We start from the raw sequence: 23,073 nt of genomic DNA, 5'->3' as shown, positions 1-23,073 counted from the left end.
CTCATATGTTAAAGCAATATCTCTATTAACCTGCTCGCACGTTAATATCGACCTTTGTAACTCCATAGGATTGTCAGATTTATCAACTCTAATATCTGGATACCAAAACTGTAGTAGAGCTTTATTCTCGTTACCAGATAGATATTTGTTATAAACTTCACTACCTTTATCTTCGGAAATGGAACGAGAGAACATGATAGTTGTTCTGAAAAAGTATTCTTCTTGATGCGGACGCGCACGATAGTTATCGGATATGAACTCATTACAGAAGTCTGCTAGCTCTGCTATCCACTGCATAGGTATAGCAACAATATTCTTATAGATAATACGTAAGTTCCAATAATCGATTAGATCTCTAGGAGCTTGTAAGTCAAATATGAATAATCTCGCATCAGGTGATGACTGATGATATTGAATATCTATATCTGCATGAGTTGCATCAAGTGGTGAAAGGTTTCTGCCCTGATATAATTCTACTAATGAAATATCATGCAGCTCTACTTTTTTGGGATCAAAAACATCTATAAAACCTTCTTCGAAAGAAGATAATTCAGGTGACTTGCTAAATGAACCGAAAATACAAGATGTAAATAATTGATTCTTCTTATTCTCTGAAGTAACATTTACAATATTTACTTTATGACGTCTTTCGAACTGATACTTCTTTTCGTAAAGATCTACGTATAAGTCATACACTGTAAGCCCATACTTATCATCTAATCCGTGTTCATCAACACTGAGCAAATCATCAACTTGTAAAACCCTTTCTTTATCAAAAACAAAGTCTTTTGTCATACCTTCTTCTGTTTCGACAATAAAATCAGGTTCAAAAAAGTCAAGATAATCATTCAATATTTTCGTTGCGTTGTATATCTTATGATCGCTTCCCCACCACTTAGGTACTCTTTTGAAATATGGAACTATAGGATTATATTTTCCACCCCATAACATCGTATTTATCTGAAACACTTTCTCTAGATTTTTCTCATCGTTAGGTTTTACAAGAAATAAAAATCTTATAGGTCTAAGTTTAATATCTAATCGAATCTCATCCATAATTTCAACTCAGTAACCCAGTAGACAATTTAAAAGTACGTTTGTTTTATGGGCGCACCCTACAAAAAGCTTAACTCAAACTATAATAAATACAGGCAAGAAAGCAAGATTAGCTCCCACAGTTTATTCAAATCGGTCTATTTAAACGCCACAATAGAGACAAAGTTCAAAAACTGAAACCACGTCAGATGACGTTTAAAGCCAACTTGATCTAACCGTGCATGATGCTCATCTAATGTGTCAGTAATTAGGACATTTTCCAATGCATTACGCTTGCCACTGATTTCCATTTCGGTGTAGCCATTGGCACGTTTAAAGTCATAATAACGCTCCACCAACCACGCATCATATTGCTCATCAAATGCATGGGTTTTTTCAGTCAGTACCAATATACCGCCTTCGCTCAATGCCGCATAAATTTTCTCTAGTACTGCTACCCTATCAGCAGCTGGCAAAAACTGTAGCGTCAAGTTCAAAATCACCATGTCGCACGGCTCAAGCTCAATATCGCGAATATCTGCTGTGATCACTTCGATATCGTGCTCAGGATAATTCTCACTCAGTAGCGTGGTCGCCTCTGTCGTCATCGCTGGTGAGATATCAATTGCTTTAATCTGCAAGTCTTGTGGGTCGAACTCTCCCGCTAGCGTCATACTGGCGGCACCCAATGAACAGCCCAAGTCATAAACACGACTAACACGCTGACCGCTATCGCTCTGCTGACGATACTTGCAATGACGACGGGCGAATATAGGTAGCATCGCCAATACCTGTCCATAACCGGGTACGCTGCGGCGAATCATATCAGGGAAGCAAGCCACCACTTGCTCATCAAAGGAAAAGCGTGCGGCCTTGTCCAGTGGCGTGGTAAACGGTTTATCAAATAGGGTGTCATGTTTGATAGCGGGCTGGGATTGGCTCATGGGACGACTCATTTTTTAGAATAGAACTGAAATTAGAAATTACTTGGTGTTTTGCTTGTCATTGTCAGTTGAAAACTAAGCCAGATAGCAAAAGCCCATTATAACATTACTGTTTGTTACTTATCGCCTTTGGCTTGCCTGCTAAGCTGAATAACCTACGAAACTGGATAAATAGTGCTAAGGGTAATGAGACGTTTGAAAGAAGCATTGAAAAACGAGAGCATCACTACCAAATATAGCGCTTAACCCATATTTATAATAATAGGAAAAAATTATGCAAACGATCGTATTAGGTGGCGGCTGCTTCTGGTGCACCGAGTCTGTATTTTTATCGGTAAAAGGTGTGCAATCTGTCGTCTCAGGCTACATGGGCGGCGATGCTGTCTCTGCCAATTATGAAGCTGTCTGTAGCGGTACGACTGGCCATGTCGAAGTCATCAAAGTCGAATTTGATGAGTCTATTGTCCCATTAGAGGTAATACTCGATGTCTTCTTTGCTACGCATGACCCCACCACGATGGATCGTCAAGGCAATGACGTTGGTAGTCAGTATCGCAGCGTGGTCTTTTATACCGAAGACAGTCAAAAACCGACCGTTGACCGTACCATTAATAAATTACGCGATATGGGTGTCAGTGTGGTGACGGAAGTACATCCTGCCGTTGAGTTCTATCAAGCAGAAGACTCACATCAAGATTTCTTCAACAGAAACCCAGGACAAGCTTATTGCAACTTTGCGATACCGCCAAAGCTCGCCAAACTGCGTAAAGAGTTTAGCAAATATATGGTTAGCTAAATTGAATAAGACATTATTTATTCAAAAAGTTTTTTAGCCTAATGTTGGATACCAGCCAAACACTTATACTATAGGTGTTTGGCTTTTTACTATTTATACATTTGACATAACCAATCAATATTATTAAAGCTAAATCTATATATAAAAACTTGCAAATAGAGGATCACAGCATGAACCCTGAGTTTTGGCAAAAACGTTGGCAAGAAGGTCGCATTGGTTTTAATCAATCAGCTGTTAATCCATTATTAACTGAGTATATTGATCACTTAGATTTAGCAGCGGGTAACCGTGTCTTCGTTCCGCTTTGTGGTAAATCTATTGATATGGTTTGGCTAGCGACGCAAGGCTATGACGTGGTGGGCGTTGAATTGGTCGAAACAGCCGTACAAGAATTCTTTGCTGAGCAAAACATCGAACCTACTGTCTATCAACAGGCAGACAACCCAACGATGAAATACTATCAAGGCCAGTTGTCGGGACAAACCATCACTTTATGGGTTGCTGATATCTTTGCACTGACTTTTGAAGATATTGGCTTTATTGATGCAGTATATGATAAAGCGGCATTAATCGCCCTACCAGACGATATGCGTGTGAGATATAGTGAGCAAGTGCGGAAACTTAGTAGCGATACCAGTAAAGTTAATGGTGCTAACAATGAAATAACACCGCAGCTTTTACTCACGCTAAATTACGATCAGCGTAAAAAGAATGGACCACCCTTCTCTATTAATGGCGAACAATTAGAGCAGTATTATAGCGCTCACTACCAAATCAGTGAGCTAGCAAGCGTGCCTTCTTCTATAGGTTCTGCACCTGATATCACCGTCACAGAACAGGTTTGGCTATTGAGCAATAAATAAAAACTCATATAACCTTTAACAAGCTGCTAAATCGCAACGGAGAAAATGAATGAAAATGATAGTCGGTCTAATGAGTGTAATTGCTATTCTGTTAGTTGCTCTGGCAGGCCCATTGTATAAGTTTGGCGTTGTAGAATTAGGCACTGCATTTGCGGGGTTTAAATTTGGGTTATTTGCTGGTATCGCAGCATTGGTATTGTTGGCTATACAGCTATTATTTAAACGTAATACAGCCAGTCTTGGAAGCGCACTAGCCTCAGCCGTACTTGCTGTCGCTGCAATCGCTGTCCCGCTTGGCATGATGAATACGGCCAAAAATGTACCACCTATTCACGATATTTCTACCGATTTGGTGCATCCGCCTGAGTTTGTCGCGATTGCGCCATTGCGTGCAGATGCGCCAAATCCCGTAGAGTATACGGGCGCAGAATTGGCTGAACAACAACGTACTGCCTATCCTGATTTGCAGACACTGACCTATGCTCAGTCAAAGCCTGAACTGATCAAAGCAGCCAAACAAGCCATAGAAAATTTAGGGTGGGAGCTTGTAAATACTGACGTAGACAAAGGCATCATCGAAGCAACAGAGACGACTGCTTGGTTTGGTTTCAAAGATGATATCATCATTCGTGTGACTGACAACGATAGCGAGCGCTTAGTTGATATCCGCAGTAAGTCACGAGTTGGACAGAGTGATTTGGGCAAAAATGCGGCGCGGATTCATAGATTTATAGAAGAACTAGATAGTGTGTTAGCTAAATAAACAGGTTATATCTCCTAAAGATAGTCCTCGCGATAAAGTACTGTTTAACGCTTTGCATTTTCAGCTCTATGAAATCCTCTTCTAATCTCACGGCAGCGTCAATTTATCGTAACCATTTATAACCTTGGTACTTCGACAGCTTTTCTTTACTGTTTAGATTGGTTACTCTACGTTAATATCATTTTTTGCCTTTCGATAACTATTTTAACGTTTATAGGATATTTTCATGCGTTTGACTCCTTTTTCTACTTTGTCGCTGCTTAGTGTTGCTGTCGGCATCAGCCTTGCTACTACTGCTCAAGCCGCGCAGCCGCCAGCACCTGATTTATCCAATAGTGAGTTTCAGCAGTGCTTGGACAATCTAAAAAACTCTAGCAAGTTTAGCGGTGTTGATGATTATGCCTTTAATAACTATCGCCCAAGCCAGCCTGATCCTAGTGTCATTCAGTCACTTAACTACCAGCCAGAGTTTCAAAAAGACGTTTGGGACTACTTATCAGCATTGGTAGACAAAGAGCGTGTCGAGGACGGTATCCGAGCCAAGCGTCAATGGGGCTCGACGCTACGTCAAATCGAATCGCGTTATGGCGTAAAAGCTGAGCATGTGCTCGGTGTCTGGGGCGTAGAATCTAACTTTGGTCAAACGCTAGGTAAAAAACCATTATTTGAGTCTTTGGCGACCTTATCTTGTTTTGACCGTCGTCAGAGCTATTTCCAAGGTGAATACGCCAATGCACTAAAAATCGTGCAAAACGGTGATATCGCACCCAATGACATGACAGGATCATGGGCAGGTGCTTTTGGACAGACACAGTTTATGCCGAGTACTTTCTTAGAATTGGCCGTGGATTTCGATGGTGACGGTCGTCGTGATTTGGTCAATAGCGTACCTGATGCACTCGCTTCTACCGCAAACTTCTTAGACAATCGCGGCTATCGTACTGGCGAGCCTTGGGGCTATGAAGTCAAACTACCTGATGGATTTTGGGCCGCATCTAATCGTAAAGATAAAAAATCGATAAGCCACTGGCGCGACCAAGGTCTAACGTTGGCTAATGGTAGTCCGTTACCGTATGACTTAAGCAGTGCAGGCCTATTACTACCAGCTGGTATGGAAGGCCCTGCTTTCTTGGTCGGTAAAAACTTCGACACTTTTTACTCTTATAACGCCTCCGAGAACTACGCACTGGCTATCGCACACTTATCAGATCTAATCACTCGCGAAGACAGCAGCAAAACAGATTTTATCACTGCGTGGCCGACAGATGATCCTGGTATCAGCCGCCAGCAGGCCAAAGACATTCAACAAGCGTTGCTAAACGCAGGTTATGACATTGGCGGTGTAGATGGCATCATCGGAGACAATACTCGTACCGCTATCCAGCAATATCAGACTAGTCGCGGCATTTTCCCAGCTGACGGACGCGCAGGCCAGAAGTTCTATCGCGCCATCGTTGGTAATGCAGCACCGAGTCAAACTCAATACGGCCAGCCTGCAAACAGCAAACCTCTGAATCCTGCACCTGCCGATCGCATGGGGCAATTGATTCAACAGCAAACGATTGCTCCTAGTAGCTACTCATCTCAGCCATCAGTGAGCTCATCAACTTCTGGCAATACACGTTATCGCCGCGTTATTGACGCCGATGGCACTATCAAGCTTGTTCGTATAGACCAAGGTTCGTAGTAGCAATATAAATAACGCTATTTAGACGCATCAAAAAAGCCACGCTAACGATAGCGTGGCTTTTTTATTTATAAATAGTTATTAATAGAACTTATCTAATTGACTCAAAATACGTATCTAAACAATAGGCGGTGGCTTAGGCTGACCATTATCACCATTCCAGTTTTCGCGAGCTTTATCGTCTAAATCGGCTGCCGTTTTTGGCTCCCACTTACCATTCTCTTTCCAAGTCGCATCGCCCCAATCTTCATCTTCGGCTTTACTGTCTAAATCTTTGTAGGCCTTGCTAGGATCTATACCGCGACGTTTCATATCTGCTACTTGCTCTTCTAACGTATGAAACTGATCAGCATCATGCATAGACTTTTCTAGACCATCAATCTCTCTTTTTAACTCGTCATTTTTAGCATTGCTCATCGTACGCTCTCCCTAATTATTAATATTATAGTTGTCATTCTCAAACAGCTAACGTTGTTAGCATAGTTAACTGACTAACTTCATTATTACGGGTCTGAGGAATATTCACAAGCATTGCACGTATGCTTTGTATTACAAAACGTAGTCGTGATGCCAAAATGGACGTTTTAGATGGCTATTTTTGAACGCGCTAGCGAATAATTACTAGTCTTGTTTATTCGTATTTGAGGTATGATTTTGCAGTAGGTTTTTTGCGTAGAAGGTAAGCTTCCATAGCTCTTGTGATACCCGCGTGCCATAAGTCATCAGTTGTATCCAGTTTGCACCGACTAGCTTACGTTGCAAATTATTGATATCAGCTTGAGAAATTTGGCAGCGTGAGACAGCATGAACGTTTGGCATCTCTTTTTTGATGTCTACTTCCGCTTTAGCGGTAATCAAACGATTGATGGCATTTTGCAAGCCATAGCTCGAAAAAGTAGACGGTATTCTCATGAGTGTCATGAGTATCTCGTGCCACGAGAGTGTTAGTGACCTAGTTACGTCCGTTAGATTGCCGCCCTCATAAGCCTGAGCACTATATTGAATCTCAAAAAACTCCGTTAACTCAATTGGCTCACTAACCTTATCCGATATAAAATCTTCTTCATCAGGACTGTTTTTCTCTACCTCGGTAGTACTAGGTAATATATCGACGGTCTTCTCATACACGACCTTTTTACTAGTCGTATTCTCTTCGTCATTCGCTCTGACCCAGCCACCTACCATTTTATTATTGGCGACAGCATTATAGTGAGCCTGTACTAACAATGGCTCAATATCTTCTTCCGTATCATAGTAATGTAGCTGGTTGTCTTGCTTGGTGACTAACTTAATAAACTCTTGAAGTTGTCGGCTGATAACAGCGTCTGGAGAGTGGTTTTTGACCAGAACAATTAGCGGCTTAAGCTTCGCTTTGGCATTTAGATAACTTAAGTGCATTTGGCTAACGCCGTTTTTTTGCACAGTCCCGTAGCTGTCGCCAACGATCATAACTGCGTAATCACAAGAATCAATACACTGGCGCCCATAAAAAGAGGCTTTAGATAATTTACTAGAAACATCATAGGTCAGAAATGCGCGCGCCTGAAAAAATATCGCTAAGCTGTCTAGAACCAACAACTGGTCATTGTCAGCGCATATAATATGAATATGATAGCGACGATTCGGCACAATTACCTCTAAGCGTAGGTCGTGACATAAAAAGGATAGGATGTAAAATAGAACACAAAAATCTTGTCTTGTTCAGCCTAGCATACTCTTAGCTTAAAAAGATGCACTCAATTTATTTTAACTGAGTCAGCGTTGCATACAGCGTATTGATATCACTAACTTTGATAATAACTAGAGAGAGTAGTATTGCAATGCCATTTCTGTACCGAGTAAGCGCTCAACTAAAGCGCATAGTCTATCACTATATTTAGTGGCGTGAAAAGTTAATGGCGGTCTAGTAATGGTATTTTTATTACTGGTTTTTTGTGTCAGATTTTCTCGTTTTTCACTCATCAATGATGCAGACAAGTTGTTTGCAATCAATAGCTGTCTAACCCGTTCAGCAATCGCTTGACCAGAATCAATAACTTGTATTGACAGCTGCTGCTGTGCAATCTCATCCAATAAAAATGTCTTAAAAAACGGATAATGCGTACATCCCAGCACCAACTGATCGACACCTTCATTAGCAAATATTCGTACCTGTTGACGTAATCTTTGGGCTGTCTCGTCTTGTTCTGACATACCTGCTTCTACCCAAGGTACCAGTTGCGGATCAAAATACTTAGTGACTACTGTGTTATTAGGTTGAGCAAAATTGGCAATGACATCGTTTAGCAAGGTGCCATTCAAAGTCGCTTTGGTTGCTAGCACCGCTACATGACCACTCTTACTCGCCAATACCGCAGGCTTTAATGCAGGGACAAGACCCACAATAGGTATATGTGGATAACAGCGTCGGGCAGTATCTAGCGCATATGCTGAGGCGCTGTTACACGCAATAACTATTAGCTTACAGCCTTGCTTATGTAACCACTCTACGGCTTTTAGCGTTAGCATTTCAATATCTTCGCTGTCACGATTGCCATAAGGTACATTTAATGTATCAGCATAATATATATAATGCTCAGTAGGCAGCTGCTGTGCTAAATGCAAGTAAACAGATAAGCCGCCAACACCAGAATCAAACACGCCAATGGGCGCGCTACGGTTTTTATCGCTTACAACTGTATTACCAGCATGTTTATTGACATCTACTAGATTCATAGCTTTGAGACTCTGATCAACAGATATATCGACACACGGTCTGAGTTTTTCGACTGTCTGGTTTTTGATATCCATCTTTATGCTAATGCCATTATCATATTCTTCATCAATCTCATTACCCAGTTAAATGCGCTATATATATGTTGCGTGTATGGCGTTACTCTACGTCAGCTATCTATCAACTACCTTTATACGATAGGAATTTTTCAGACTAATAGAATCAAGCTATATTATAAAATTATAGCACTCATCGGCATACAGCAATTAATAGATAAACATAATACTTAATCAGTAGGCATCGATAATGAATAAGACTGCCCACCACTCTGTAGCGTCAATATCGTCTTACCATTTTCTTCTGATAATGCTCCAATTTCAGTCAGGTGATAAAAAGTATTGCGGCCGATAAGTGCGGTTAAGCCATTTCTGACCATCATGTAAGGGCGTACCTGTTCTGTAGACGCTAATTCCTGAGAATCTGCAACATCGTCAGCTGTACTCATTTGATTCGCTTGATCGCTTTCACTAAAGTCACTGTTATTGAAGTCGCTTTCACTAAAGTCGCTTTCACTAAAGTCGCTCTTATTAGAATCGCTCTTATTAGAATTATACGCCTTTAATACAATCGAATGCTCATCGTCTAAGCGAACCACATCCCCTGTCGTCGTTGTAAACTCTAACCAACTCATATCATCTTCATGGACAATACCAACATCGTTTATCAGAAGTGGTGCATCTTCAACTTGGATACGGATTTTCTGTACAGGGGTCTTTAAAAAGTACTCAGTAGTGCCATTATTCTCTTCTTTCCATAGTATCGTGGCAAACAAGCTGACCAATGACTCACGGGTCATTTGCCCGCCTTCATGCCACCATTCTCCGTTTGCTTTGATAATCAAATCCATATCAGCAATATCTTCAGGATGCCATTTTTCAAGCGGTGGTATCGCACGCCCTTCGCGAGTCCCTTTCGTAGACTTAATATACTGGCTTAATGCATCTAAATTATCTAAGCTATCTAGGCTATAAGGCTTACTGGTCGGGGCTTCTGCTATTTTCTCATAGCTGTCTTCAGTACTATTATTATCGTTATTCATTATTAATTCCTTTATTTAGTATTCAAAGTTTGGCTTATCTATTATTACTATAAATTTTTGTTTCAGGTATGATGAAACTTTATCGTTATAACAACCTCATTTTCTTAACATTACCTTAGCATCGATACTCATAAATGCGTATCGTGTTTGTAGGACTTTTCTTTTATAATGAGTAACGATTTTTTATTGAAATGGTCAAGTGGGTGTTGTATTGATGACACATCTTACGTTATACGTTGATATCCTTAGACAAATTGGTATTAACCATAACAGGTCAATTGATGCCGCAAAGACAGTTTTATCGGGCAGCCATATGTCTGAGTGACGTTAGCGCCGCAAGTCTATTATTCAGTTGTTAAGCTAATGATGCCCTGAGATAAGCCACTAAAAGTTTAGGAGTAGGTATGCAAGAGCAAGACAATCAAACGCCAGTTATTGATGGTAATACTGTGAATGCTGACGCACCAGTAGCGACAGAGACCGCAACGCTAGATAAAGTAGAACCAGTCGTAGCGCCAGTTGCCGCGGAACCTGAAGTCGAACGCGAATCAATGGAGTTCGATGTCATCATTGTTGGCGGTGGACCTGCAGGTCTGTCTGCTGCCATACGTTTGCGCCAGCTCGCAATTGAAGCTGGTAATGATGAGTTTATGGTTTGTGTGGTCGAAAAAGGCTCTGAGTTTGGTGCCCATACGTTGTCTGGTGCAGTCATCGAGCCACGCGCTCTAAATGAGCTAATCCCTGACTGGAAAGAAAAAGGCGCACCGCTTAACGTGCCAGCGACAGAAGATCGTTTCTATTATTTGAACTCTGCTACACGCTCAACTAAAGTGCCTGACTCTTTGATTCCAGGTCCGATGCACAACGATGGCAACTATATTGTCTCGCTAGGTAATGTCGTTCGTTGGTTGGCCGTACAGGCAGAAGAGCTTGAAGTTATGATGTTCCCAGGCTTCCCTGCCGATGACATCCTATACAATGACGACGGTTCGGTCCGAGGTGTATTAACGGGTGATATGGGTGTGGCGGCCAATGGTGAAGCCAAGCCAAGTTTTGAGCCTGGTTATGAGCTTCTTGCCAAATACACTATTTTTGCGGAAGGTAGCCGTGGACATTTAGGCAAACGCTTAATCAGCCGCTTCGATCTAGATAAAGACTCTGATCCTCAGCATTATGGTATCGGTCTAAAAGAGCTATGGGAAGTTGAGCCTGAAAAGCATGAGCAAGGTGTTGTCATGCATGGTCTTGGCTGGCCATTGACTGAAACTGGCTCTACTGGCGGCTGGTGGTTATACTTTGATGAAAACAACCAAGTAAGCTTTGGTCTTGTGGCCGATTTGTCTTACCACAACCCTTATATGTCTCCATTTGATGAAATGCAGCGCTTAAAAACACATCCTGTTATCAAAAATGTTTTAGAAGGCGGTAAGCGTATTTCTTATGGCGCCCGTGCGTTGACCAAAGGTGGTCTAAACTCACTACCGAAGTTCACCTTCCCAGGTGGCGTGTTGGTAGGTGATGATGCTGGTTTCTTAAACCCAGCAAAAATCAAAGGCACACATACTTCTATGAAGTCAGGCATGCTCGCAGCCGAAGCTATCTTTGAGGCGCTGCAAGCTGAACGTCAGCATGATGAAGTGGTTGCTTATAGCACAATGTACAAAGAGTCATGGTTGTATCAAGATAACTATGAGTCGCGCAACTTCTCACCTGCGATTCACCGTATGGGTCTGTTCATGGGCGGCGCTTTCACCTTTATCGAGCACAACTTGCTAAAAGGTAAAATGCCATTCACTTTGCATGACAACATCCCAGATTACGATCAGTTGGAGCGTGCTAATCATGCTTATCAACCAACCTATCTTAAGCCTGATGGTAAGCTGGTATTTGACAAGTTATCGTCAGTATTTATCTCTAACACCAACCATGCAGAAGATCAGCCAACGCATCTAAAACTTACTGATCCAACGGTACCTATCTCAATCAACTTACCGTTGTACGCTGAGCCTGCGCGTCTATACTGCCCAGCGGGTGTGTATGAAGTCGTCAAAGATGCTGAGGGTGCCAAGTTTGTTATCAATGCGCAGAACTGTGTACATTGTAAGACCTGTGATATCAAAGATCCTTCACAGAACATCACTTGGGTAACACCAGAAGGTGGCGGTGGTCCAAACTATCCAAACATGTAAATCAGAATAATTCTGGTTTGAGCTGGTACAGTTAATATCATTAAAACTGTACTCCAATAAAAACCGCCCTTCTCTGCATAAGAGTCGGGCGGTTTTTTAATGCTTAGAACAAGCTAGTTTTACCAATCAATTCTGCTTAATCTGTCCAAGCATCACGGTTGGCTTCATCTCTAAGTTTTACAAAGTTATCAGGATCAAACTTAATCTGATCGCCTGTTTTACCCTCTTTTACCTGACGCTCATAGTCACGTAGTATTCTTAGCGCTACAGGAGACAACAGCAAGATTGCCACTAAGTTGACCAAGGCCATCAGACCCATAGACAAGTCAGCGAAGTTCCATATAGCAGGTAGGCTAGCAACAGACCCAATAAATACCATACCTAACACTAGGAAGCGGAAAACCATAATCATCACTTTGGCGTTTTTGGCACCAGAGATAAATTCAAGATTTGACTCACCGTAGCTATAGTTGGCGATGATAGACGTAAATGAGAAGAAGAAAATCGCAATCGCCACGAACACCACACCTAGGTCACCCACATACTGCGATAAGGCCAACTGAGTTAACTGAATACCTTCTTGCTCGACATTAGGGTCGACCACACCAGACAAAATAATAATCGACGCCGTCGCGGTACAAATGATAAGGGTATCCATAAATACGCCAAGCATTTGCATGAAACCCTGCACTGCTGGATGATCAGGATGACTCTTTGCCGTTGCTGCAGCATTCGGCGCTGAACCCATACCTGCTTCGTTAGAAAACAAGCCACGTTTGATACCGTTAATCATTGCCTGCGCAATACCATAACCGATGACACCGCCTGCTGCCTGCTCAAAGCCAAATGCTGATTTTACAATCAACGCGATCGCTGCTGGGAATTGACTGAAATTAGTCACGATAATGAATAGCGCTAGCAAGATGTACAAGATAGCCATCACTGGTACGATTTTACCTGCGATACGAGCTACTGAGCGTAAACCACCGAATACCACTGGCGCTACCAGTACTACCAATACCAAACCTGTCATCCACGTTGGCACACCAAAGGCTTCGTTGGTCGCTTGAGCGATGGTATTGGATTGTACGCCATTAAATGCCAAACCAAAGGCCACTAACAAACATAATGAGAAAAACACGGCAAGCCAGCGCTTGCCTAGACCTTTTTCGATGTAATAAGCAGGGCCACCGCGGTACACATTATCGTTGTGCGGTACTTTATATGCCTGTGCTAAGGTTGACTCGATAAAGCTGGTCGACATACCGACCAGTGCCGTCATCCACATCCAGAATACAGCACCTGGTCCACCTAGATAGATTGCAATTGCCACACCTGCCAAGTTACCAGTACCAACACGCGCGGCCAGCGACGTCATCAATGCTTCAAATGAGCTAATACCACCATCTTTGCGTCCTTGGTTGGACACGCGTAGCAACTTCCACATATGACCAAAATGACGAAACTGAATAAAACGTGTCACGACGGTGAAGTAAAGACCCGCACCAATTAGTAAGAACATCAGTAATCCATACCAAGGGTTACTAGCAATCAGCCAATCGTTGTTACCCCAGATAATACCGACACCATAATTTACGATGTTATTAAACCAACCTACTATCCCTTCGTTCATATGGGCTCCTTATTCATTCTTTATACGCGTTACTTAAGTTTTATATCGATATCATATTTTGGTTACCATGGACTATATAAGCCTCTGTGCAAAATACCTGATACCAAAAAGACACGTGCATAATATAGATATTGAGCGACATGCGACCATCACGTTTGCTTATCGACTTCATATAACTATTTTCAAAATAAATAATGCTTATGTTTCATCTTATATAGAATAGATTAAGTGATAATTTAATCGTATAAATTACTCGGTTGCCGTAACGTTAGGTTCTTTAATAAATATTTAGCAAACTAATTTTTAGTAATTTACTTATTATTTATGCGTAGTAGTTTGCAATTATCTTTATTAAACCGTGCTAATATAAATTCTATATCCGTTTAGACTGTTTTATGGTTATCGAAGCTATTAATCAGTACAAGAAGCACAACAGGTTAGCGTGTTAAAAAGATTAAAACTCTTGTCAGGAAGACGAGATTGTTAAAAAGACACTGGATAGTCCACCCTTCTGTCTTCCTCAAGAAACGTTATTTTTGCCATTCGATGGTTTAGGTCAATACGATGCTTAAATAGTTAACTACTTTTATTTGAAGTAGAGAATTACCGAGCATTAAACGTACTATCACGCATCATCGTTTTCACTATATAAAGCAGTACCTGACTATTTTTTATACTTTTCGTGGTAAGAAATAATCGCAGTTCTTTTTATATGGTTGATATTTTTTAGGTAAGACAAAAGGAGTTGTCCTATGGAAAACCACAACGATCCATCTGGATATTGGCGCGCCAATATTCGTCTCATTCTCGGCAGCTTGGTTGTTTGGGCGCTATGCTCATATGGCTTTGGTATCTTGTTTCGTCCATTGTTAGCTGGTATCAAAATCGGTGGTACTGATCTGGGCTTTTGGTTTGCTCAGCAAGGATCCATTGGTATATTTATCATCCTAATTTTCTTTTACGCTTGGCGTATGAATAAGTTAGACAAACAATATGGCGTAGACGAGGAATAGCCCCATGAGTCAATTTGTAATTAATCTTATTTTTGTGGGTCTATCCTTCGCTCTCTATTTCGGTATCGCGATTTGGGCTCGTGCTGGTTCAACCAGTGAATTTTATGTTGCTGGTGGTGGTGTCCATCCGGTCGTTAACGGTATGGCAACAGCTGCTGACTGGATGAGTGCGGCGTCATTTATCTCAATGGCAGGTCTTATTGCTGCTAGTGGTTATGGCGCTTCTACCTATTTGATGGGTTGGACTGGCGGTTACGTTCTGCTAGCGATGCTTTTAGCGCCTTATTTACGTAAGTTCGGTAAGTTCACGGTTCCTGATTTTATCGGCGATCGTTTTTACTCAAAAACGGCTGCTATGATTGCTGTGGTCTGTTTGATTACCGCATCGACCACTTACGTTATCGGTCAGATGACCGGTGCTGGTGTTGCATTCTCGCGCTTCTTAGAAGTTGAGAGTAGTACTGGTCTTATCATTGCGGCTATTGTTGTCTTCTTCTATGCCGTACTTGGTGGTATGAAAGGGATTACCTATACGCAGGTTGCACAGTATGTGGTTCTGATGATTGCCTATACTATTCCTGCTGTCTTTATTTCACTTGAGTTGACCGGTAACCCGATTCCAGGCCTTGGTTTGTTTTCAAACCATGTCGAGTCAGGTGTCCCTATTTTGACTAAGCTTAACCAAGTTGTGACTGACTTAGGATTTGCCTCTTATACGGCTGACGTTCCTAACAAGCTAAACATGGTGCTATTTACCTTGACGCTAATGATCGGTACAGCAGGTCTACCACACGTTATCATTCGTTTTTTCACGGTACCTAAAGTGGCTGATGCACGTTGGACAGCAGGTTGGACACTGGTATTTATCTCGCTACTATACTTTACTGCTCCAGCAGTAGGTGCTATGGCTCGTCTAAACCTAATTGACACCGTTTACCCACAAGGGGTTGCAGAAGCGCCTCTAGAATATGATCAACGTCCAGACTGGATGATGACATGGGAAGAAACAGGTCTTATCAAGTATAACGATCTAAACAATGATGGTCGTATTCAGTTGTACAGTGATAGTGGGTTAGGTGCTGCTCAGATCGCCCTTAATACTGCTCAAACTGACGGTGGCGATGTTGCTGCAGCAACTGCAGCGGTAGAAACCGCTCGTATTGCACATGATGCAGAGCTTGATGGTCGTTTTGCTAACGCTGGATGGGCAGGTAACGAGCTTGATGTTAACGCTGATATCTTAGTTCTAGCGAATCCAGAAATTGCACAGCTTCCACCATGGGTTATTGGTCTGATTGCTGCAGGTGGTTTGGCAGCAGCACTATCAACCGCTGCAGGCCTACTGCTCGCAATTTCATCAGCCATCAGTCATGACTTGATCAAACGTAACTTAAACCCAAATATCACTGATAAACAAGAGCTAAAATATGCTCGTATCACTATGGGTGTGGCGATTGTAGTAGCAACTTACTTAGGTATGAATCCGCCAGGGTTTGCCGCACAGGTCGTAGCACTGGCCTTCGGTATTGCTGCCTCTTCATTGTTCCCTGTGTTAATGATGGGTATTTTCTCTAAACGCATCAACAATCTTGGCGCTATTGCAGGTATGTTGACTGGTTTAATAGTCGTTCTTGTCTATATCTTTATGTTCAAAGGTTGGTTCTTCATCAGTGGTACAGCGAACTTCCCTGATACTGAAGAGTACTGGTTATTTGGTATCTCACCACTATCATTTGGTGCAGTTGGTGCATTGCTTAACTTCATCGTAGCATTCGCTGTATCTTATGCTACTGCGCCACCACCAGCACATATTCAAGAGCTGGTTGAGAGCGTACGTTCTCCACGTGGCGCTGGCGGTGCGGTCGACCACTAAGCTCACAACTGAGGATATATCTTCTGTTACTATATATCACTCACAGGCAGTAGCTGCTTGTGGGTGATTTTTTTATCCTATAGCTATAATAACTAAATTTTAGATTTTTACTTTATCTAAGAGGTTCAATTAGACACATCTAACGCATTAAGGAATATTTTATGCTTTTTGAGTTTATCGCTACCATCGCTGCCGCATTTGGTATGGCTGGACTAGCACTTATCATAACTCACCTCAGCAAACTGGCAGGCAAAAGTGCACCTAAATGGCTGATTCCCTTATTTGCTGCTATTGGGATGTTTGCATTCCAGATAAACCAGGAATACAGCTGGTATGGTCAACAAGTGCGAGATCTGCCAGAAGGCGTAGAAGTCGTCAAAACAGCAGAAAGCACGGAATGGTTCCGCCCATGGTCTTATGCTAAACCACAAATATTACGTTTTATCGCTGCCGATACTGGAAATACTAGTGTGCAAGTAGACAACCCAAATATATATTTATTCAATTTATATTTATTTGAAAGACGAAGAAGTGTAGAGAAAGTTCCACAAGTTATCGATTGCAGTGTTCCTGCGCGTGCAGATTACGTTATACCAGAAAAAGGTAACACACTGACGGTGAATGAACATGTTAAACAGACCACTGCGTGGCGAGAGCTGACTACAGACGATCCTTTATTTATCAAAATCTGTACTGATGAAATCGTCTGATCCTATAACGCTTAGTACGGTTATGATTATGCTGGTTCATTAAATACTGACATCCAGTTGCTTTTAATAGCGTTGAGAAGCGGCTGAATAAGTATGCTTTGAATTAGCTCCTAGCAATAGCCCAGCGCACAAGCCACCAAAATGTGCCGCAAATGAGATACCTTGTTGCGGCATCAATCCTTGCTTAATGGTCAGCCAATAACCAGTCCCCATAACAATACAAGCAATCAGATAACCCCAACGCCGCGCAAATATAGCTCCGCCTATCATATAACCTAACATTGCAAAACAAAGCCCTGATGCGCCGATATGGATAGAAGATGGCGACCCGATAACCCAAGTGACCAGTCCTGAGGCGACCACCAGTTTAATTACCGTGCGATAAGCATTCTTCTCAAACAGTCCAAACAAAAACAAAATCTGTAATAGCGTCACCGTATTGCCAGTCAAATGCGACAAATTGCCATGCATGGTCCATGAAGCAAATACCCCTATCATACTACCCACATCTAAAGCACGCGGTACAATACCAAAGATATTCCACAGTCCAAATAAGGCCACTTCATTTAGAAAAAACATGCCCCACATCGGTATAAGTACAAAAGCATACAGTCCGATGACCTGCTTTATTCGTACGACAACTAAGTGAAGCAACTGCTGCCAATTCATATACCATCCTATCCTTATTATCTAAATTTTTTATGCCTATTTAATGATTTACAGCAAATAGTGGGCGTACAGCAGGTTTGAACGATAATAGTGATGCATCTTCATCCGCAGTGAGATAGTTATCACCATGCAATAATGACGTCGAATGATAAGGAACCAAGGCCGTAGGAATAAAACGACGTGCTGCGTCGATATGCTTGATTGAATCATCAAAGAAGATATGTGGCGCAAATGTTCTGAGTACTGCTGTTTTCTCTAATCCTCCCAAAAAAAACGCCATATCAACATTCACGCCCCACTCTCGTAGTGTCTTGATAGCACGCAAGTCAGCTGGTGCATTGCGCGCGGTCACCAGCGCAATTTTTATTGGTGAGTATTTTAGACCAGCAGGTAGGCGCTCTTGCAGATTTGATAATTTAATCAATAATTCAGCGTAAGGACCTTTTTCAATCGGTAAATCACGCATTTGTACTTCACGATCATGAAAGGCTCGTAGCCCTTTTTGTTTGTATAGCAGTTCACCTGAATCATCAAAAACTACCGCGTCCCCGTCAAAGGCAATGCGCAGCTGCTCAGTATCCAGCTCATAAGTATTCACAGGCGTAGCGTCTAGTATGGCACAGGCACAGATATTGGCATCCGCAACTTGCTGAGCATCATCACGATTGGTAGTCAAAAACAGATCAACGTTAAAGTCTTTGATATAAGGCGCAACAGGGCTACCTGAAACAAAAGCCGAACGGGAGATATTAATATCATGTTCTAGAATTGCATTAAGTACCTGAATACCAGTGTCTGGACTACTTTTTGAGACGATAACGACTTCGACCAATGGTGTTTCAATGTCTGAATCCTGTCCATCGCTATTATCAGAATATTTATTTAGGTTTAGTAATGCTTTAATCAGTGGATAACCTGCACCAATATTCAAAGGATCATTTTCACGCTCGGTCATGTACCCCCTAAACTCTTTTATAGCACTTGCAGGTCGTTGCTCTAGCAGCTCTAGCAAATAGTTTTCTGACTCAGTCAAATCAAAAAGTGCCGTCGCAGAAATTGCGACGATAAGCGTATTACTAAAATCGACAGCCATGACTATCTCTACTTATAAAATTATATAGGAAAATGAATGAAAACCAGTTTACTACATTCATAAGCCTTTATAACACTAAGAAAATTTATCATTATGCAGCATCACAGATTGTGAGTTTCTAACATATCCTTCTCTTAATTCTTAGTCAAAATATCAGCCAATAAAAAAGCCACACTGCTGCGTAAGCAATATGGCTTCATACAATAACGTTACACATGAAGGTTTAGGTTAAACCTACCCCAACAGCACAAGAGAGATGGCAGGGAACATCACCAAGATAACCAAACGAATCACATCAGAGACAATAAATGGTGCCACTCCGCGGAACATATCGCTCAGCTTAATGTGCGGTGCCATCGCCTTAATCACAAAGATATTCATCCCCATCGGCGGCGTAATCAAACCAAGCTCCACCGTCAATACTGCAATAATGCCAAACCAGACAGGATCAAACCCTAGCGCTAAAATGATTGGATATACCACAGGTATCGTGATTACCAGCATCGCTAAGGCATCCATGAACAGTCCCAATAGGAAGTACATGAATAGAATACAGATCAGCACAATCATTGGACTGACCGCCAATCCACCGATCCAAGATGCCAAGGTATAAGACAAGCGTGAGACTGAAATAAAGTATCCCAATGCCTCTGCACCCAGTAGCATAAAGAACACCACGGCAGAGAGCGCTAGCGTCTCAATCAATGACTGCTTGAGACCATCTAGACGCATGCCTTTAGCAAAGGCATAAGCCCAAGAGACAAACGCCCCTACTGCGGCCCCTTCTGTTGGGGTAAATAACCCAAAGAAGATACCGGCAATAATCACAATAAAGATAAAGCTAAACGGTATCAGACCAGTCAGTGACAGTAGCTTGGCTTTCCAAGACGTTTTCTCACCACGTTTTGCCAAGTGTGGTTTCCAGCGTACCATCACCATAACCGTGAGTGAGTACATCACCATACCGAGCATACCGGGTAAAAACCCAGCGATGAACATATCACCTACTGACTGCTGGGTTAAGATGGCATAGACCAGTAGCGCAATACTGGGCGGAATCATAATACCAAGCGTACCACCAGCGGCTAAGATACCGCAGGCAAAACCTGGCTGATAGCCGTACTTCTCCATTTGCGGTAGCGCCACTTTGGTCATGGTGGAGGCAGTAGCAAGTGATGATCCTGAGATAGAGGCAAAGATACCGGATGAACCAATGCCTGCAATACCAAGACTGCCCCTTACCCCGCCAAATATGGTCCGGGTGGCTTCAAAGAGTTTACCTGCCATGCCCGAGTGGGTAGCAAACACACCCATGAGAATAAATAAGGGAATGGCACTAAAGTCATACTTTGCTAAGACATCGACTGGGATGTCTTTGAGCATTTGCAGAGCACCACTAGGCGCGGTGACCGCACCAAAACCGACTAAGCCCACCCCTAACATGGCAAGTGCGACGGGTACGCGTAAGACGACAAGCAGGATCATGACCACTAGGCCAATCGCACCGATAATTTCTGGACTCATGCGCCTGTCTCCTCGGCGTCAAAGAATTCGCCTGTCTTAAAGATGTTGATGGATTCGATCAATGAGCGAATAGCCAGTAAGATGCTTAAGAATGCACTAACCATATAGATAGGCATCATAGATATTCTAAGGTCTTGGGTGACTTTGCCATACTCTAAGGCATCAATGGCGCTCTCGTAGAGTCCCCATGAGAAGACGATGCCGATGATAAAGAAGCCCATCATAAAGATACCCATAAGGTAGCCTTTGATAGACTGTGGCATTTTCTGGGTGAAGACGTCGACGATGATTTGTGAGCGTTCGACAAATGCGGCAAAGGCAGCTAACAATGCAAATAGCATGAAGTAGGAAACAATCTCTACACTGCCTTTGACGGTAAAACCAAACTCACCGCCGGTGAGTTTGAATATGTAGCGTGCGACGACGTCGAGCATGGTGGTTAGGACGATGATGATGAGACTCACCCCACCGATGAACTGGCATAATCTAGAGATTAAGACGCTGAGCTTGACTAAAAATGCCATGTGACACCTCCAATAGGTTAAACCTTACAGGCAGCACTGGCAGCTTTTGCTTTTTCATAGACACTATCAGCATCCAAACCCAAAGCATTAACATCCTTTAGATATTTTTGTGTTCCTCTTTCAAGTGGCCCTTTCCAGTCTGGATCATTTAATGGATCAGGAATTTCGATAATTTCATCACCTTTATCTTTAGCAGCTTGAATTGCCATTTGGTCATGTTTATCAAACACTTCACCGACCTTATTAGCTAATGCCATCCCTGAGTTTTTATCCAAAACTTGTTTTAGATCATCAGGTAAGTTGTCATATTTGTCCTTATTCATCGTGACCATAAGCGCTGAACTATAGAAAGGAATATTGGTATGATACTTGGTAATCTCATCAATTTTAAACGCTGTTACTGCTTCCCAAGGGAAACTCAAACCATCAACAACGCCGCGCTGTAACGAGGTATACATATCATTAGCAGGTAAACCTACTGGCGAGGCACCAGCGCTTTCAATAATATCACCAGCAACAGCTGAAGGACGGCGAATACGCATACCTTTCATGTCTTCAGGTGTTCGAATTAGCTTATCAGTTGTATGAAGCGCCCCAGGTCCAGCCCCGTACATAAATAATAAATGTGAGTCTTCGTATTCACCTGCTAAAGTACCGTCATCATATAAGGTCTGTAGCATACAGCCCATTTGAGTTGCTGAATTTGATAAACCTGGAAGTTCAGTAATCTGAGTCAAAGGAAAGCGACCGTTGGTATAACCATGCGCTTGTGAACCGATATCGATCGTACCTTTAGCAGCAGATTCGTAAGTAACGTCTGCTTTAGCAAGGCCCGCCGATGGATACAGCTCAACCTTTAGGCGGCCGTCAGAATCTGTTTCTATCTGTTTTGCCCAAGGCTCAAAGACTTCTTTACTGATAGATGAGGTTGCTGGCCAAAAATGCGAAAACCGTAGCACGGTAGTTTCTTGAGAAGTCGCTGATGAGCCATCAGTCGTATCAGCAGATTGGTTAGAACAGCCAAGAAGACTAATAGCGGCTAAAGCACCAATTGAAAAAAGAGGAGCTAACTTCATTATCAATTCCTTTTGATAATTATGAGAATAGGAGTAAGGTATTACGAGCAGACAATTTGATTCATCCTGGATTAAATTGGCTACAAGATTTAGATATATTTTTTACATACCTGTAATAAAAGAACTGTTTAAAATTAGCAGCTATAATGATAGAAGTCAAATCATTTTGAGCAGATTATAAAGGATATATTCATATTATAGATATATTGTTAATACTTAAATTGTCTATATAGATAGTAGTAAAAAGTAAGTAGACTAAAATAATTTCTCATAAAAAAGCTCTCAGCCTGTTATCCAGTTGAGAGCTTTATTGTGTAAATATCTTATGAATTCATAGAAGCTACTCTAAGCAATTATACAAATCATAATAGTGGTGAAGCGCTACTTTTCCATCTGCCACTTATCATCTACCCATACAGCATCGTTATCATCTAGATGTACATGCCATTCTGCATCAGTTACCACAAGGCGAATCTCAGTCAAACATTGTAGCCAATGCTCTAGGGTATACATAAGATCTTCTACATCCATATTAGCAGGTAGCTTTGTAGCTCCTGCTAATATGACCTCAGACTCACTATCATCATATGCATAGAGATCGAAAGTCTCTGCATCATCTGCATGCTTGAAGTTTTCATTATATTCATCGACTATTGACGCGATCTTTTCTTGCTCCTGTTGAGTCAAGAGAGTAGAACGTTCAGCAGTATAGTAGAGTGGAACGCCCATAATATGCTCCAAAATAAATGACAAATAGTAGATTCTAAAAGTGAATAAATAGTATCACATCAAACTGATTTGTAGGAAGGTTTGAGTTTTGACCGAAGTATCTAGTGCTAAACCTCCTGAAACCGAGCACCGTCACCAAA

General features: G+C 42.0%; 21 protein-coding genes. 8 read left to right on the top strand and 13 right to left on the bottom strand.

Features of this window, described 5'->3' with window-relative positions; all coding sequences use genetic code 11:
* Positions 1-1,056 (bottom strand): hypothetical protein (locus CXF62_RS06860; protein ID WP_197707702.1); only part of this gene is annotated, 1,056 nt, incomplete at its 3' end.
* Between the two features lie 137 nt (positions 1,057-1,193).
* Positions 1,194-1,991: a carboxy-S-adenosyl-L-methionine synthase CmoA gene (cmoA, locus tag CXF62_RS06855; RefSeq protein WP_102093509.1), complete on the bottom strand. Its 798-nt coding sequence runs from the start codon at positions 1,989-1,991 to the stop codon at positions 1,194-1,196.
* A gap of 262 nt (positions 1,992-2,253) precedes the next feature.
* Here cmoA and msrA point away from each other — a divergent pair, with 262 nt between their 5' ends.
* The 4 genes from msrA to CXF62_RS06835 all read left to right on the top strand — a co-directional run bounded on the left by msrA (position 2,254) and on the right by CXF62_RS06835 (position 6,088).
* Positions 2,254-2,775, top strand: a complete 522-nt coding sequence (gene msrA / locus CXF62_RS06850) for a peptide-methionine (S)-S-oxide reductase MsrA (RefSeq protein ID WP_102093508.1) — start codon at positions 2,254-2,256, stop codon at positions 2,773-2,775.
* Between the two features lie 170 nt (positions 2,776-2,945).
* On the top strand, positions 2,946-3,638 hold the full coding sequence (gene tmpT / locus CXF62_RS06845) for a thiopurine S-methyltransferase (protein WP_102093507.1): 693 nt from the start codon (positions 2,946-2,948) through the stop codon (positions 3,636-3,638).
* 49 nt (positions 3,639-3,687) lie between these two features.
* A complete protein-coding gene (locus tag CXF62_RS06840; protein WP_102093505.1) occupies positions 3,688-4,401 on the top strand; it encodes a DUF1499 domain-containing protein in 714 nt (237 codons plus the stop codon).
* 226 nt (positions 4,402-4,627) lie between these two features.
* A complete protein-coding gene (locus CXF62_RS06835) occupies positions 4,628-6,088 on the top strand; it encodes a lytic murein transglycosylase (protein ID WP_102093504.1) in 1,461 nt (486 codons plus the stop codon).
* 117 nt (positions 6,089-6,205) lie between these two features.
* On the opposite strand, the gene CXF62_RS06830 is transcribed toward CXF62_RS06835, so the two are convergent.
* From CXF62_RS06830 to CXF62_RS06815, 4 genes are all read right to left on the bottom strand, one after another.
* A complete protein-coding gene (locus CXF62_RS06830; protein WP_057761845.1) occupies positions 6,206-6,505 on the bottom strand; it encodes a hypothetical protein in 300 nt (99 codons plus the stop codon).
* Positions 6,506-6,709: 204 nt separating this feature from the next.
* A complete protein-coding gene (locus CXF62_RS06825) occupies positions 6,710-7,717 on the bottom strand; it encodes a DUF4062 domain-containing protein (RefSeq protein ID WP_102093503.1) in 1,008 nt (335 codons plus the stop codon).
* A gap of 171 nt (positions 7,718-7,888) precedes the next feature.
* On the bottom strand, positions 7,889-8,803 hold the full coding sequence (gene murI, locus CXF62_RS06820; protein WP_185156608.1) for a glutamate racemase: 915 nt from the start codon (positions 8,801-8,803) through the stop codon (positions 7,889-7,891).
* A 284-nt stretch (positions 8,804-9,087) separates the two neighbouring features.
* On the bottom strand, positions 9,088-9,900 hold the full coding sequence (locus CXF62_RS06815; RefSeq protein WP_102093500.1) for a DUF1285 domain-containing protein: 813 nt from the start codon (positions 9,898-9,900) through the stop codon (positions 9,088-9,090).
* A 551-nt stretch (positions 9,901-10,451) separates the two neighbouring features.
* Here CXF62_RS06815 and CXF62_RS06810 point away from each other — a divergent pair.
* Positions 10,452-12,089 carry an electron transfer flavoprotein-ubiquinone oxidoreductase gene (locus CXF62_RS06810; RefSeq protein WP_102093511.1) on the top strand — a complete coding sequence of 546 codons (1,638 nt, stop codon included), beginning with the start codon at positions 10,452-10,454 and terminating at the stop codon, positions 12,087-12,089.
* Between the two features lie 136 nt (positions 12,090-12,225).
* On the opposite strand, the gene CXF62_RS06805 is transcribed toward CXF62_RS06810, so the two are convergent.
* Positions 12,226-13,722, bottom strand: coding sequence for an alanine/glycine:cation symporter family protein (locus CXF62_RS06805; RefSeq protein WP_102093499.1), 1,497 nt, complete (start codon positions 13,720-13,722; stop codon positions 12,226-12,228).
* Positions 13,723-14,474: 752 nt separating this feature from the next.
* On the opposite strand from CXF62_RS06805, the gene CXF62_RS06800 reads away from it, so the two are divergent.
* From CXF62_RS06800 to CXF62_RS06790, 3 genes are all read left to right on the top strand, one after another.
* On the top strand, positions 14,475-14,735 hold the full coding sequence (locus tag CXF62_RS06800; RefSeq protein WP_101205298.1) for a DUF4212 domain-containing protein: 261 nt from the start codon (positions 14,475-14,477) through the stop codon (positions 14,733-14,735).
* A 4-nt stretch (positions 14,736-14,739) separates the two neighbouring features.
* The gene (locus CXF62_RS06795) at positions 14,740-16,608 is read left to right on the top strand and encodes a sodium:solute symporter family protein (protein ID WP_101205297.1); all 1,869 of its coding nucleotides are present in this window, start codon (positions 14,740-14,742) and stop codon (positions 16,606-16,608) included.
* Between the two features lie 161 nt (positions 16,609-16,769).
* Positions 16,770-17,318 carry a hypothetical protein gene (locus CXF62_RS06790; protein ID WP_102093497.1) on the top strand — a complete coding sequence of 183 codons (549 nt, stop codon included), beginning with the start codon at positions 16,770-16,772 and terminating at the stop codon, positions 17,316-17,318.
* A 63-nt stretch (positions 17,319-17,381) separates the two neighbouring features.
* Here the strand turns inward: CXF62_RS06790 and CXF62_RS06785 are convergent, their stop codons facing one another.
* The 6 genes from CXF62_RS06785 to CXF62_RS06760 all read right to left on the bottom strand — a co-directional run bounded on the left by CXF62_RS06785 (position 17,382) and on the right by CXF62_RS06760 (position 22,933).
* Positions 17,382-17,987 carry a rhomboid family intramembrane serine protease gene (locus CXF62_RS06785; protein WP_102093496.1) on the bottom strand — a complete coding sequence of 202 codons (606 nt, stop codon included), beginning with the start codon at positions 17,985-17,987 and terminating at the stop codon, positions 17,382-17,384.
* A 40-nt stretch (positions 17,988-18,027) separates the two neighbouring features.
* Positions 18,028-19,080 (bottom strand): 5'-nucleotidase, encoded by a 1,053-nt coding sequence (locus CXF62_RS06780; RefSeq protein WP_102093494.1) that lies wholly within the window; start codon positions 19,078-19,080, stop codon positions 18,028-18,030.
* Positions 19,081-19,314: 234 nt separating this feature from the next.
* Positions 19,315-20,604: a TRAP transporter large permease gene (locus CXF62_RS06775; RefSeq protein ID WP_102093493.1), complete on the bottom strand. Its 1,290-nt coding sequence runs from the start codon at positions 20,602-20,604 to the stop codon at positions 19,315-19,317.
* Positions 20,601-21,128, bottom strand: a complete 528-nt coding sequence (locus CXF62_RS06770) for a TRAP transporter small permease (RefSeq protein WP_102093491.1) — start codon at positions 21,126-21,128, stop codon at positions 20,601-20,603. The genes CXF62_RS06775 and CXF62_RS06770 overlap by 4 nt, the downstream gene beginning before the upstream one ends.
* A 17-nt stretch (positions 21,129-21,145) precedes the next feature.
* Positions 21,146-22,204: a TRAP transporter substrate-binding protein gene (locus CXF62_RS06765; protein WP_102093490.1), complete on the bottom strand. Its 1,059-nt coding sequence runs from the start codon at positions 22,202-22,204 to the stop codon at positions 21,146-21,148.
* 381 nt (positions 22,205-22,585) lie between these two features.
* The gene (locus tag CXF62_RS06760) at positions 22,586-22,933 is read right to left on the bottom strand and encodes a hypothetical protein (RefSeq protein WP_102093489.1); all 348 of its coding nucleotides are present in this window, start codon (positions 22,931-22,933) and stop codon (positions 22,586-22,588) included.
* Positions 22,934-23,073: the final 140 nt, after the last annotated feature.

The sequence above is a fragment of the Psychrobacter sp. MES7-P7E genome (genome assembly GCF_002863645.1).
Classification (GTDB): Bacteria; Pseudomonadota; Gammaproteobacteria; order Pseudomonadales; family Moraxellaceae; genus Psychrobacter.
Note: the sequence above shows the minus strand (reverse complement) of the source record. Positions and strands in the feature narration are given on the sequence as shown.

Bases quoted from the DNA above. Each gene is read 5' to 3' on its own strand.
- msrA (WP_102093508.1), top strand. From the start codon at position 2,254: ATGCAAACGATCGTATTAGGTGGCGGCTGCTTCTGGTGCACCGAGTCT.
- CXF62_RS06840 (WP_102093505.1), top strand. From the start codon at position 3,688: ATGAAAATGATAGTCGGTCTAATGAGTGTAATTGCTATTCTGTTAGTT.
- CXF62_RS06835 (WP_102093504.1), top strand. From the start codon at position 4,628: ATGCGTTTGACTCCTTTTTCTACTTTGTCGCTGCTTAGTGTTGCTGTC.
- tmpT (WP_102093507.1), top strand. From the start codon at position 2,946: ATGAACCCTGAGTTTTGGCAAAAACGTTGGCAAGAAGGTCGCATTGGT.
- CXF62_RS06785 (WP_102093496.1), bottom strand. From the start codon at position 17,987: ATGAATTGGCAGCAGTTGCTTCACTTAGTTGTCGTACGAATAAAGCAG.
- CXF62_RS06815 (WP_102093500.1), bottom strand. From the start codon at position 9,900: ATGAATAACGATAATAATAGTACTGAAGACAGCTATGAGAAAATAGCA.
- CXF62_RS06830 (WP_057761845.1), bottom strand. From the start codon at position 6,505: ATGAGCAATGCTAAAAATGACGAGTTAAAAAGAGAGATTGATGGTCTA.
- CXF62_RS06790 (WP_102093497.1), top strand. From the start codon at position 16,770: ATGCTTTTTGAGTTTATCGCTACCATCGCTGCCGCATTTGGTATGGCT.
- CXF62_RS06765 (WP_102093490.1), bottom strand. From the start codon at position 22,204: ATGAAGTTAGCTCCTCTTTTTTCAATTGGTGCTTTAGCCGCTATTAGT.
- CXF62_RS06795 (WP_101205297.1), top strand. From the start codon at position 14,740: ATGAGTCAATTTGTAATTAATCTTATTTTTGTGGGTCTATCCTTCGCT.
- CXF62_RS06770 (WP_102093491.1), bottom strand. From the start codon at position 21,128: ATGGCATTTTTAGTCAAGCTCAGCGTCTTAATCTCTAGATTATGCCAG.
- CXF62_RS06760 (WP_102093489.1), bottom strand. From the start codon at position 22,933: ATGGGCGTTCCACTCTACTATACTGCTGAACGTTCTACTCTCTTGACT.
- CXF62_RS06800 (WP_101205298.1), top strand. From the start codon at position 14,475: ATGGAAAACCACAACGATCCATCTGGATATTGGCGCGCCAATATTCGT.
- murI (WP_185156608.1), bottom strand. From the start codon at position 8,803: ATGAATCTAGTAGATGTCAATAAACATGCTGGTAATACAGTTGTAAGC.
- CXF62_RS06780 (WP_102093494.1), bottom strand. From the start codon at position 19,080: ATGGCTGTCGATTTTAGTAATACGCTTATCGTCGCAATTTCTGCGACG.
- cmoA (WP_102093509.1), bottom strand. From the start codon at position 1,991: ATGAGTCGTCCCATGAGCCAATCCCAGCCCGCTATCAAACATGACACC.
- CXF62_RS06775 (WP_102093493.1), bottom strand. From the start codon at position 20,604: ATGAGTCCAGAAATTATCGGTGCGATTGGCCTAGTGGTCATGATCCTG.
- CXF62_RS06805 (WP_102093499.1), bottom strand. From the start codon at position 13,722: ATGAACGAAGGGATAGTAGGTTGGTTTAATAACATCGTAAATTATGGT.
- CXF62_RS06810 (WP_102093511.1), top strand. From the start codon at position 10,452: ATGGAGTTCGATGTCATCATTGTTGGCGGTGGACCTGCAGGTCTGTCT.